The sequence below is a fragment of the Corynebacterium parakroppenstedtii genome (genome assembly GCF_019754935.1).
Lineage (GTDB): Bacteria > Actinomycetota > Actinomycetes > Mycobacteriales > Mycobacteriaceae > Corynebacterium > Corynebacterium parakroppenstedtii.
Genome location: NZ_JAGSOA010000001.1, coordinates 1,402,013 through 1,414,896 on the forward strand (window position 1 = coordinate 1,402,013; position 12,884 = coordinate 1,414,896).

General features: G+C 55.0%; 9 protein-coding genes. 7 read left to right on the forward strand and 2 right to left on the reverse strand.

Translation table 11 applies throughout. The annotated features are described in order from the left end of the window. The first annotated feature begins 114 nt into the window (after nucleotides 1-114). The 6 genes from dnaA (at nucleotide 115) to KCQ76_RS06020 (ending at nucleotide 9,695) form a co-directional block, all read left to right on the forward strand. A complete protein-coding gene (gene dnaA, locus KCQ76_RS05995; RefSeq protein ID WP_052722439.1) occupies nucleotides 115-1,932 on the forward strand; it encodes a chromosomal replication initiator protein DnaA in 1,818 nt (605 codons plus the stop codon). A 658-nt stretch (nucleotides 1,933-2,590) separates the two neighbouring features. Then, nucleotides 2,591-3,775, forward strand: a complete 1,185-nt coding sequence (dnaN, locus tag KCQ76_RS06000; RefSeq protein ID WP_046203505.1) for a DNA polymerase III subunit beta — start codon at nucleotides 2,591-2,593, stop codon at nucleotides 3,773-3,775. Nucleotides 3,776-3,825: 50 nt separating this feature from the next. Further along, entirely contained in the window at nucleotides 3,826-5,100 is a 1,275-nt protein-coding gene (recF, locus tag KCQ76_RS06005) for a DNA replication/repair protein RecF (protein WP_046203506.1), read from the forward strand. Continuing rightward, nucleotides 5,093-5,818, forward strand: coding sequence for a DciA family protein (locus KCQ76_RS06010; RefSeq protein WP_052722438.1), 726 nt, complete (start codon nucleotides 5,093-5,095; stop codon nucleotides 5,816-5,818). The genes recF and KCQ76_RS06010 overlap by 8 nt, the downstream gene beginning before the upstream one ends. A gap of 175 nt (nucleotides 5,819-5,993) precedes the next feature. Further along, nucleotides 5,994-8,042, forward strand: a complete 2,049-nt coding sequence (gene gyrB / locus KCQ76_RS06015) for a DNA topoisomerase (ATP-hydrolyzing) subunit B (RefSeq protein ID WP_046203507.1) — start codon at nucleotides 5,994-5,996, stop codon at nucleotides 8,040-8,042. Nucleotides 8,043-8,270: 228 nt separating this feature from the next. After that, nucleotides 8,271-9,695, forward strand: a complete 1,425-nt coding sequence (locus tag KCQ76_RS06020; protein WP_046203508.1) for an amino acid permease — start codon at nucleotides 8,271-8,273, stop codon at nucleotides 9,693-9,695. A gap of 363 nt (nucleotides 9,696-10,058) precedes the next feature. On the opposite strand, the gene KCQ76_RS06025 is transcribed toward KCQ76_RS06020, so the two are convergent. Continuing rightward, nucleotides 10,059-10,505 (reverse strand): DUF6918 family protein, encoded by a 447-nt coding sequence (locus KCQ76_RS06025; RefSeq protein ID WP_046203509.1) that lies wholly within the window; start codon nucleotides 10,503-10,505, stop codon nucleotides 10,059-10,061. Between the two features lie 127 nt (nucleotides 10,506-10,632). On the opposite strand from KCQ76_RS06025, the gene KCQ76_RS06030 reads away from it, so the two are divergent. Next, entirely contained in the window at nucleotides 10,633-12,009 is a 1,377-nt protein-coding gene (locus KCQ76_RS06030) for a M18 family aminopeptidase (protein ID WP_046203510.1), read from the forward strand. Here the strand turns inward: KCQ76_RS06030 and KCQ76_RS06035 are convergent. After that, complete coding sequence (locus KCQ76_RS06035) at nucleotides 11,989-12,840, reverse strand: arginase family protein (RefSeq protein WP_046203511.1); 852 nt, start codon at nucleotides 12,838-12,840, stop codon at nucleotides 11,989-11,991. The two genes, KCQ76_RS06030 and KCQ76_RS06035, sit on opposite strands and share 21 nt — an antisense overlap. Nucleotides 12,841-12,884: the final 44 nt, after the last annotated feature.

Consider the following 12,884-nt stretch of genomic DNA (forward strand, 5'->3'; position numbering starts at 1 on the left):
ACGGTGTAAAGCTCAAACACACATGACCACGAACGCCGGTGTTTTCCACGTTCGCTACGGGTACCCGTGCACAACACAGCAGCAATACGACAACAGCAACACAAAGGATGACCGATGGACCTTGGGGGCAGCCCTCACCAATTTGGACAGGCGAGCGAGGACTTTTTCAACACGTGGAATAACGTTGTCGCACAGCTGATGGCCATGAATCCACGCGAGGATATCCCAGGTCAAGCGCCTGAAACGCGAATTACTCCTCAAGATAAGGCCTGGTTAAAGCAAGCTGCCCCCGTCGGCCTTATCGGCGGTGTTGCCGTTATCTCCACCCCTAACCGAACGGCCAAAAGCGTCTTCGAGCGCAAACTCGGCGATATCATCTCCGCCGAACTCACCGCAGCTATTGGTGAGCCAATAAAACTGGCTATCTCGATTAACTCTGCTGCTACGGAAACCGACGATTCCTCTGCAGAACCACATCGCACAGAGCCGCCTCGTGCGGAAACACCTCCCGCACAACCACGCCTCACGCAGTCTCGTCCCACGGAAACTCGCCCTGCGGAGTCGTACCGCGATTTTTCACAACTCAACACGGGCCCCAAAACCGGCACACCCAGCGAAAACGTCGCACAAGAGAACACGCAACCGTCGCGTGAGATGCCCCGGCCCACCTCATATGAGGACGATCCCTACGTTCTTCAGTACCCCGATAGCTCCCCACAGGAGGAGCGTCCATCCACCTATCCCGACGCCACCCCCACCGAACCCGCTTACTCCAACAGCGGAGACGCCCACGTCGGCAATTCCTATGACACACCTGCGGAAACAGCCCCGCAGCCGTGGAACGAGGGGTACATCAACAATGCGCGACCCCAGCGTCGGCAAGAACAAAAACCTGACTCCGAGCGATCATGGTTAAACGAGAACTACACCTTCGATAATCTCGTCGCTGGTGAGGGGAACCGAGTAGTCCGGGCTGCAGCCATCGCCGTGGCAGAAAACCCAGCTCAGGCCTATAATCCACTCTTTATTTGGGGTGGATCGGGGCTGGGGAAGACTCACATTCTTCACGCCATCGGGCATCGAGCTCTTGAACTGCGGCCCAATCTGCGTGTCCGGTATGTGTCGATCGAGGAATACACGAATGAGTGGATCAACTCGATCCGCAACAACCGAGGTGAGGACTTCAAACGGAAGTACCGGAGCTTCGACATCCTGCTGGTGGACGATATCCAATTCCTGGCCGGTAAACCCGAGACTCAGATTGAGTTCTTCCACAACTTCAATGCCCTCCATGGGGCACAAAAGCAGATTGTCCTGTGCTCGGATCGGTCGCCCAAGGAGCTGACGGAGCTAGAACCTCGGCTCCGGACCCGCTTCCAGTGGGGGTTCACGCAGGACATTCAGAAGCCTGACCTGGAAACGCGCATTGCCATCCTGCGACTCAAAGCGGAGCGGGAAAACGCGCAGGTCCCCAGCGAAGTGTTGTCGTTTATCGCGGAACAGAAGGCCGAATCGGTGCGTGAGCTAGAGGGCGCGCTGAATAAGGTGCTCATTGTCTCATCGATCCAGCACACCCCCGTCACCCTCGAGATGGCCCGCGATCAACTTCAAGACCTGGTCGCCCCTGAGGTAGTAGAGATTACGGCACCGACGATCATCTCCGTGACTGCGGAATACTTTAACTTGACGACGGCTGACCTGACCGGTCCTGGTAAAGCGCGGCCCATTGCCCACGCGCGGCAGGTCGCGATGTACCTGTGTAGGGAGTTGACGGACCTATCGCTGCCCAAGGTGGGCAACAAGTTCGGTGGACGTGACCACACCACTGCGATGTATGCCGAGCGCAAGATTCGGAAAGAAATGAGCGAGAAGCGCTCGACGAATGAGGCCATCCAAGAAATCACCGCGCGCATCAAAGATCAGGCTCGGTAGCTTCCTGGTGTTTTAGGCCTGTTGTGGATAACTTGGCACGCTGACCTGCGCGTTTGTCGAAATTTCGTCTTATCCACAATGTTATCCACACCTGTGTAATTACAACTTTGTTATTCCATGATTTCGGTCACAACTCACTTTGTAGCACTGTTGCTAAAATAAGGTCGGTGGCCACAAATTTTTGGCACATGCTCCTGTGGATAACTGCCCCAAAACGGTGGATATAACAGGGGATAACTAACCCGCGATTGTGAATAAAATGATCCCCACCCCGGTTATCCACAGACCACCCCAATTTATCCACAGCATTATCCCCAATTTATCCACAACCCAATATCGACAATGACAAGCGACAATCCTGGTTATCCACTGTTTCCACAACCCCTACTGCTACTATCGCTTTTTCTTTCAGGGAAATGAGTTAAAGAAATAGGGCCCGGCCTTGTGTGGGGATAACCCAGACCAAAGCACATTTACAGCCCTACGCCGAGAGTACTTAACAGCAGATTCGCTACTGACATGAAGAATCAATTGCGGGCTGAAATAACAAAAAGTGACTCGGGTTTGTCACCAGGAGTAGGTAACATCCAAACGTGCATCACTCCACGATGACGACAACGATCACAACCACGACTGACTCAATGAACACGGAGTAACAATGGAAGCCAATGGTGTTTCTTTTCGGGTAGCGAAAGATGACTTATCCGTAGCCCTCAGCTGGGTAGCGCGTAGTTTAGCGAGCAAACCAACTCAGCCGATTCTTCGCGGTGTCATGATGACCGCCGACGACGAGGGCTTGCTCCTTGCCGGATTCGACTACGAAGTTTCCACTCGCGTGCGAATTTCAGCCGAGGTTCTTGAACCAGGGCAGGTCCTCGTCGCCGGTAAATTAGCGAATGACATTATTGGGTCACTTCCACACAAAGATGTCGCTATCTCCGTCGACGGCACCAAAGTTCATGTGACATGCGGGCAATCGAACTTCGAATTACCTGCCATGACCATTGAGGATTATCCGGAACTCCCGTCATTACCGGAGGAGACCGGGCATATTGATCCGCATGTTTTCACTGCTGCCATTGGTCAGGTTGCGTCGGCAGCGGGCAAAGATGACTCCATGCCTATGCTCACGGGCATAAAAATGGAAGTTAAAGGGGATAATGTCGTTCTCGCTGCGACCGACCGATTCCGTTTAGCCGTTCGTGAGTTCACCTGGGAACCGTCGTCACCCGACGTCGACGCGGAGATCCTTATCCCGGCACGTACCTTGGCCGATTCTGCCCGTACCCTCGATACTCGCCTGAACGATCCGATCCAGCTCGCTATGGGCGCTGCCCAGGACGTCGGCAAAGATGGACTTTTGGGCATTGTGTCGGAGAATCGGCAAACAACAACACGATTGATCGACGCCGACTTCCCCAAGTTCCGGCCGTTGTTACCGAAGAGCCACTCATCCATGGCGATCGTGGAAATAGCGCCATTATTGGACGCTATCCGACGCGTCAGCCTGGTCGCTGAACGAAATGCCCAGGTCAAACTGGAGTTTTCAGAAGATCAGCTCATTTTGTCTGCTGGCGGTTCGGAGGCAGGAACCGCGGAGGAGACCCTGCCCGCTCAATTTGCCGGCGAGCCACTTCTTATCGCGTTCAACGCGAATTATCTGAAAGAGGGCTTGGCCTCGATCGATACAAAGAATGTGGTGTTTGGGTTTACTCAACCCTCCCGCCCGGCGATCTTGATCCCAGAGCCAGAAACCATGCCCGAGCAGGACAGTGATGGCCAATTCCCGACACCATCGACATACTTCACATACCTCCTGATGCCAGTCCGGCTACCGGGCTAAAAACATATTTTTGTTCGACGCTGTTCCCATCCCCACGAGGCATCCCACCTGTGTATATCCGTGCGCTGCAATTACGTAATTTCCGGTCGTGGCCAGAGTTGGATCTTCAGCTCGGCCCGGGAATTACTGTGTTTTCAGGGCCGAATGGTCATGGAAAGACCAACGTGGTGGAAGCGCTTGATTATGTCGCCCACCTGGGTTCGCACCGCGTATCGACGGATGCTCCGCTGGTTCGCGAGAGACACGAATACACGACGGTGTCTGCAACGGCCATCAATAGTGGCCGGGAACTGACCGCCCATATGCTTATCAAGGCACGTGGATCGAATAAAGCCCAAATAAACCGCGCTCCCTGTAAAAGCCCACGTCAGCTGATTGGAATTGTCAAAACTGTTCTTTTTTCACCAGAAGATTTAGCCCTAGTACGTGGTGAACCCGAACACCGGCGGCGTTTTCTTGACGATCTCCTCATCGGGCGTTTTCCCCGCTGGGCAGGCACCCGTTCCGACTACGATAAGATCCTTCGCCAACGCAATACGCTGCTCAAACGGGCCTCGAGACCCCTCCGACAAGGATATGGCGGAGGAAATGACTCCGATTCCGCCCTGGACACACTGGATACATGGGATTCGCACCTGGCAGCGGCCGGCGCACATGTCATGGCGCAGCGGATTGTCTTGGCACACGTGCTCTCGCCCTACATAAAAAACGCGTACCAGCGTCTGGCGCCAGAATCTCGACCTGCCCAGATCACCTACCGGTCCACCGTCGACAAGGCCCTCGTTGAGGCCGGGATCACGCCGGAGACCGTCGCCAATGATGTCGCAGGAGCAACACCTGTCATTGAAGCAGTGTTGTTATCGGAGCTGGCTCGCCGGCGTGATACTGATATTCAGCGGGGGACAAGCACGTGTGGTCCTCACCGCGATGACGTCGAATTGTTGTTGGGGACCCAGCCGGCGCGAGGTTATGCCAGTCACGGCGAATCTTGGTCATTTGCGCTGGCACTGCGCTTGGCTTCCTTTGAATGGCAGCGTGAGCAGGGTACGGACCCCATTCTTATTCTCGACGATGTTTTCGCGGAGTTAGATGCTGCCCGACGACGCGCGCTGGCCAGTGTTGCTAAGGATGCTGAGCAAACGTTGGTTACCGCGGCCGTGGGGGATGATTTGCCGCAGGACCTGGTGAATAGTGACATTCGCGTTCTGACAGTGGAAGCGTCGACGGTTGAGGATTCAGACATCCGATCGTCCCGGATCACTCATGATTCCGCTGACAGTGGAGTGACGAAGACGAACGACGAAGGAGGCGACGCTCATGAATGATCCCGTCGCCGAAGCGCTTGCCCGCGTTTACTCGCACGGTCGCGTGCCCATGCCTCCCAACATGCGGAAAGTCCTCCAGTCCACTACACCGACAGGACATAACGCTGCCCAGGACAGTGCGACCCGTAAAAACGGCGTTTCTCGCACAAACGGTGCTTCCAACAAAGACGGTGTAAACAACAAGACCACCGATAAATCCGGCGAAGGAAACGTCGGCAAGAAAGTCGATAAGGACAAGAATCCGAAGAAATCTCAGGGCTTATCACGAGCGAAAACTACCAGCGCAACGTCGGTTTTCCGTGAGTTTTCGCGCACATCTCGGGTGTATCCGACGGGGCCGGATGGTCACCGTCGGAAAAATACTCGTCGGTACGAATCTTTGGGCAGCATTGTCAATCGGGAAGTCGTGCGGCGCGGGTGGACGGAAAAAATTTCCCACGGGTGGATTACTGCTAACTGGTCGACGGTCGCAGGTGATTACTTAGGGGAGCACTCCAGGATAAGGATGATCAAAGACACGACACTGTTTCTTGAGTGTGATTCCACCGCCAAGGCCTCTGAACTGCGATATTTACAGACAGAATTGCTGAGCAGAATTGCACACTACGTGGGTCCCGACGTCATAACTGCGGTGAAAATCTTTGGTCCGCGGCCACCGTCGTGGCGGCATGGACCGCTACATGTCAAGGGTCGGGGACCACGCGATACCTATGGATAGTGGGACACACGCGCGGGAAATCCCACTTGTAAGGGACTTCCGGAATAGTCCCCGCGACATATGAGCCCGAAAATCGCGTCATACGGGCCCTACACGCCCGGTAGGCGTTCAACTGAGGGGGGATACCGGGTATGATGGTGGGCAACTGTGAAAAGTAAAGGAGCGCTGCTACATCGTGGCCGAAAATGCTGCCGAAAATAACACAAGGCACGACTACGACGCCTCATCGATCACCATTCTCGAGGGGCTCGAAGCCGTCCGCAAGCGACCCGGAATGTACATCGGCTCGACCGGAGAAAGAGGCCTACACCACCTCGTGTGGGAGGTCGTCGATAACTCCGTCGATGAAGCCATGGCCGGGTACGCCACGCATGTCGATGTCACCATTATGAAAGATGGGGGCATCGAAGTTGTCGATGACGGACGTGGCATCCCCGTTTCGATGCATCCCTCGGGAGCACCCACCGTCCAAGTGGTCATGACGCAGCTCCACGCCGGCGGTAAGTTCGACAACGACTCGTACGCTGTGTCTGGTGGTCTGCACGGCGTCGGTATTTCCGTCGTCAATGCCCTGTCCACCCGGGTTGAAGCGGAAATCAAACGTGATGGCTACCGCTGGTACCAGAACTTCACCGACGCGATTCCTGACGAACTAGTCCAAGGCAAAAAAGCCCGCGGAACAGGGACGACGATCCGATTCTGGCCGGATCCGGACGTTTTCGAAACAACAGAGTTTAAGTTCGAGACAATCGCTCGGCGCCTGCAGGAGATGGCCTTCCTTAATAAGGGCCTCTACATCACGCTGACCGACAAGCGTAGCCAGGCGACCGAGACGCCCGAGGATGCCGACGACACTGTCGAGGAAGCAGCTGCGGCGAAATCCGCTGAGGAAGCGGCTGCCGATGCTGAGCAAAAAGCCAAGAAGCCCAAAGAGCGGACGGAGACGTTCCATTACCCGGACGGGTTAAAGGACTACGTTGCCTCCATCAACAAGACCAAGACCGCGATACACCCGACGATCATCACGTTCGACGCCAAGGGTGACGAGCACGAGGTCGAGGTTGCGTTGCAGTGGAACTCTGGCTACGCCCAAAGCGTCCACACCTTCGCTAACACGATTAACACCATTGAAGGCGGAACCCACGAGGAAGGTTTCCGCGCAGCGCTGACGTCGTTAATGAACAGGTACGCGCGCGAGCACAAGCTACTCAAGGACAAAGAACCTAACTTGAGTGGCGACGATTGCCGCGAAGGTCTCGCCGCTGTTATTTCTGTTCGGGTGGCCGACCCGCAGTTCGAGGGCCAGACGAAGACGAAACTGGGAAACACCGAGGTCAAGAGCTTCGTCCAGAAGCAGGTCTTTGAGAACGTCAGCCACTGGTTTGAATCAAACCCGGCCGAAGCGAAGATTATTGTCAACAAAGCGGTGTCGTCGTCGCAGGCGCGCGTGGCGGCCCGCAAAGCCCGTGACTTGGTCCGTCGTAAGTCCGCAACGGACCTGGGCGGTTTACCAGGTAAGTTAGCTGATTGCCGATCCAAAGACCCGACGCTGTCTGAGCTCTACATCGTGGAGGGTGACTCCGCTGGTGGTTCGGCGAAGTCTGGCCGTGATTCGATGTACCAAGCCATTCTTCCTCTCCGCGGAAAGATCCTGAACGTGGAGAAGGCACGCCTGGATCGTGTGCTGAAGAACAACGAGGTTCAGGCGATTATTACCGCGTTGGGCACCGGAATTCACGACGAGTTCGACATCAAGAAACTGCGCTATCACAAGATCATCCTGATGGCCGATGCTGATGTTGACGGTTCGCACATCGCAACCCTGCTGTTGACCTTGCTTTTCCGGTTTATGCGTCCGCTGGTGGAAGAGGGCCACGTTTATCTGGCGCAGCCACCGCTGTACAAGCTGAAGTGGGGCAAAGGTGCTCCCGGCTTCGCCTATTCCGACGCCGAACGTGATGAACTGTTGGCGGAAGGCCTGGAGCAAGGCCGGAAGATCAACAAAGACGACGGCATCCAGCGGTACAAGGGTTTGGGCGAGATGAACCCCAAGGAGCTGTGGGAGACGACGATGGATCCCTCGATCCGTATTCTTCGTCAGGTTCAGTTGGAGGATGCGGCTAAGGCGGACGAGATTTTCTCGGTCCTCATGGGTGACGACGTCATCGCCCGCCGCAGCTTCATTACGCGTAACGCGAAGGATGTTCGTTTCTTGGATATTTAGTCCGTGGGTCGGACTCGGCTCCGGAGACGAAAATATCGAACTTAAGCGGCTGATTGTAATGATCAGCCGCTTTGGTGTATTTAAGTCAGTGTGACGAAATAATTTACGTGGGAGTGGTTCGGCGTTTTTCGGTCGGGTAGGGGGTTTGGATGTTTCACGTGAAACATCGTCCATTCGCTGGATGAAATTCAAGAAAGTCTACTGCGTAACAGTAAAGGATTTTTATGTATGGGCAGTAACGCAAAAACAGAAACGTCATCATCCGGTGATAAAGGATTAAAAAGAGGGCTGAGCGCTCGGCACGTTCACTTCATCGCGCTAGGATCTGCCATTGGTACAGGTCTGTTTTATGGCTCGGCTGATGCCATTCAATCAGCAGGACCCGCTGTACTTTTGGTTTATCTTCTGGGCGGCGCGGTGGTGTATTTCATGTTGCGCGCCCTAGGTGAAATGGCAGTGCGAATGCCTGTGTCAGGATCTTTCGCCGAATATTGCCGCATCTTCCTCGGTCCGTGGTCGGGATACATCACAGGGTGGATGTACGCCTTTGAAATGGTGATCGTGTGTCTCGCGGACCTCACCGCTATCGGCACATATATGAGATTCTGGTTCCCTGATTCCCCCCAATGGGTATGGGTGGCAGTGACCTTGCTCATCGTCGGTGCCGTCAACGTAACGAGTTCACGGCTTTTTGGGGAGCTAGAATTCGGCCTCACAATCATCAAGGTTTCCGCCGTGGTAGCCATGATCGCCGGTGGCGCGATCATCCTAATCTTCGGTTTAGGCAACCATGCTGATTCCGGGGTCCATAACTTATGGTCACATGGTGGGTTTTTCCCTCACGGGCCGTGGGGGATGGCGATGGCGCTAGTGGTCGTCATGTTCGCATTCGGCGGTTCAGAGATCATCGGGGTAACCGCCGGCGACGCCGAAGATCCCGCAAAAACAATTCCAAAGGCTATTCACTCAGTGCCGATCCGTATCCTTCTGTTCTACGTGTTGGCCATCGCGGTGATTGTCACCATTAACCCGTGGTCGGCAATTAACGGCGAGTCGTCCCCGTTCGTACAAATCTTCAACGATCTCGGTGTGAATTGGGCCGCAGCCCTGCTCAACGTGGTGGTTATCACCGCAGCACTGTCTGCCATTAATTCCGATCTTTTCGGCGCAGGCCGAGTAGTTCACGGAATGGCGGCCGAGGGATTGGCTCCGCGCTCGTTTGCCCGTACGTCGGCCAAGGGTGTGCCCATCTTTACAACCACGGTAATGCTCGGGGTTCTCGTCATAGGGGTGGTCATCAACTTCTTGATCCCAGAGCGCGTGTTCCTCGTGATTGCTGCTCTAGCGACCTTCGCGACGGTCTTCGTGTGGCTCATGATTTTGTTGGCTCACCTCGCCAGCCGAACAGGGGACCAGGCACCATCCAACAAAGACCTGACCTACCCGGTTCCGCTGTGGCCATGGGGTCAGTACTTCGCTCTCGCCATGGTCGTTATCACGATTATCATGATGATGTTTTCCGACGATACACGGCTGGCACTCGTTGTCGGCGTGGCGTGGACGGCCTTAATGAGTGTCGTGTGGGTAGTTCGAGGCCGGCAAACCTATGAGGACTATCTCGCTACACGTGACGCGGAGAAATCTCACGCTTAACGTGGTCGGGGCGTCGGGTGTTCATTGATGTCACATCATTCCCCACGTCCCAACCGCTCGACGTGGCCAGCGTCGGCACTAGGGGTTGCCATCTGCTCCCCACCGAGCTGACTAGGAGTAAATGTTTCACGTGAAACATTGCGGAGCCGTCGAGCCCTGCCGAGGCTGCTGAACCCATTCACTTCCACAGGATTAAGTACATAAAAATAACCCAGCCAATCCAGAACGGAAACGGCTGGGTTTTAATTTTCTGGCGCTCATAAACACTGTGACGCCTTTAGAAACCGTAGCCCCTAAGCAGTGTTCATTTTATTAACGCCAGTATTATCCCGGACGGTGGTGAACCGATGCGAAGAACTGCTCTTAAGAAGCGTGCTTTTCAATAATGTCGCCGAGGTCGGGGAGACCCTTCTCGACAATCCCTTCGAGCTTCCCGCGGAAGGTTTTGTAGATTTTCTGAGCACCTGAGTTATTGATGCTTCCCATGCGCTCATCACTTAGGTCCGCTAAATCCTTGGTGACTTCATCCGACCGCGTCTCCAGGTACTTACCAAAGCCACCTTCCGGCTGACCGTTCTGGTAGGCCTGCCAGTAAGGGTTCAGACGATCAGCAAGGTGAGGCAAAAGACGATCGGTCATGTCCTTGACCAGATTCGGGCGGGCTTTAACTGCGCCGCTGAAAGCCGTCTTGATCGCTTTACCGGAGAGCCCGGAAAGGTTGTTGATGGAATTCTCGGTGGATTCCGCCAGGTCAGAGACCACGGGCTCCCGAGTGCCATCCTTCGTCAAAATATCGGAAAGTTCAGACATAGGCTCTAAGAGTAGCCAAAAAACCGCCAAGTTGTGGCATCGCGCTAAACGGGGAGGTCAACCTCGGCTGCACAGATGAACCTACGCGTTTAGCGCGCGTCGTCACCCCCGGGCTTATGATCGTCATATGTCTTCATCCCACTCAGACCAATACATCAACGCCTACATGAATTTCATGGATCAATCGCCGACGAGCTACCACGCGGTTGCGGTGATGGCCGACGAGCTCCGTCGAGCGGGATTTCACCCTCAGAAGGAAACCGACCCGTGGGATGTTAGGCCTGGGGGACATTATATTGTCCGTGACGGTGCGATGATCGCTTATGTCATTCCTACGCAGGCCGCGTCGGCTAGTACTACGGACCGTGAAAGCGTCGATAAGAACAACGAGAATAACAAAGACGACAACGATTCACGTCACCCCGCCTATCGCATTATCGGCGCCCACACGGATTCCCCTGCACTCGCTCTCAAGCCGACGCCACAGTCCACCACGTCCGATGGATGGGGACAGTTAGCCGTCGAGGTCTACGGTGGAGCTTTATTAAATTCGTGGCTCGATCGTGAGCTTTGTGTAGCCGGGCGGATTGTCGACAAAACCGGCGCCACCCATCTGGTGCGCACGAAACCGATCGCGCGCGTCCCGCAATTGGCCATCCACCTCGATCGCAAGGTCAATGAAAGGTTAGAGCTCAACCCTCAGAAGCATATTCATCCCGTGTGGACGGTCGACGACGATAGCGCCGACATTATGGACGTCATCGCGGAGTCCGCCGGGCTGTCGAGCAAATGCGAGATCTTCGGGTGGGATCTCAAGCTGGTTCCGACGCAGGAGGCGGAAACATTTGGCGCTCACTCGCAGTTCATTGCGTCGGGCCGTCAGGATAATCTGTCATCGGTATTCGCGGCGTTTCACGTTTTACAGCACTTGGATACCGACGCGATTCCTGGCGATGACATCCTAGTCTTCGTCGCGAATGACCATGAAGAGGTCGGTTCTGGAACTCGATCGGGCGCAGCGGGTCCGTTCCTTGAGGATGTGTTGCATCGGACGGCCGTCGCTTTGGGCTACGACGCCGACGACGAGGCGCGAATTATGGCTCGTTCCGTGTGTATATCGTCGGATGCGGGGCACTCGGTGCACCCGAATTACGCGGAACGTCACGATCCGGACACTCGCCCAATGATGGGGCGTGGGCCGATGGTGAAGTTTAATGCTAACCAGCGTTATGTTTCCGACGCCGTGGGCGAGGCTATCTGGCAGCGCGCGTGTGAGACCGCGGGTATCCAGCACCAAGCGTTTGTTTCGCATAACGCGATGCCATGTGGATCGACAATCGGGCCGATCACGGCGACCCGGCTGGGAATGGTCACGGTCGACGTCGGCATTCCGCTGCTCTCTATGCATTCCGCGCGAGAAATGAGCCACGAATACGATTGTTGGGCGCTTTCGAAGGTGATGGGTGCCTTGTGGACGATGGAATTACTGGAATATGGACAGTGATTGGAGTGTCGTGTGAAGACGTTCCTCATCAAACGGTAAGTACTCGGCGATCGTGAGCCCGTCTATTGAACCTGCAGAGTCGATGGCTGTCAGGATGGTCTGGAGCTGATCCATGGTCATCGAACCGCCTCCGGAACCATCACCTGTGAGGTCGGGGTTCGCGAAGTAGGTGGAATGGAAATCCCGTGGGGTAAGAACGTCGATGTCAAAGTGAACAGCAAGGTGGTCAAACTGGCGGGCAAAGTCGGAAATAGCCTGGGTAGACAAGAATTGGCCACTCTGAACCGTATAGGGCACCTTGTAGTTCTCTAATACGGAGCGTTGGTAATCGAAGATATCTTGCAAGCCGACGTAGAGGATGTGATCACCGGGGAACGGTTTATTCCGAAGTTCGGCGCTCAGTGGAACAGAATCGTCACCGAGGAGAGTCGATAATGCCATCGCGTGGGCATACGGATAGTCATCGGCCGGTGAGGATACGTCAGGGTGAGCGTCGATCCAGACGATTCCGACGTCGTCGTAGAGGCCATGAAGATAATCGAAGGGAGCGACAGAAACTAGGCAGCTTCCGCCGATGGTGATGACCCGGTCAGGGCGATTATCGTCCAGGATTGATTGGGCTGAGTGAATTCCTTGGGTCAGTGTCTCGAGCCCGTAAATACCATCCTTTGTGGGTAATTGTTGGTTATGACCGGGCGGATCGATGGGTACTGTCTTCCAAGGCTGATTGTCATTCTTTGGAAGTAAATGTTTCAGTAGTTCAGCACCAAAGTAATAAGTGTCTAGTCCGCCGCTAACAAAATCTGGGTATAGGAGTCGAAGTGTGTTCATGACGTCCTCCATATTTATTGGATTTATTGCTTGGCAGCGATTGT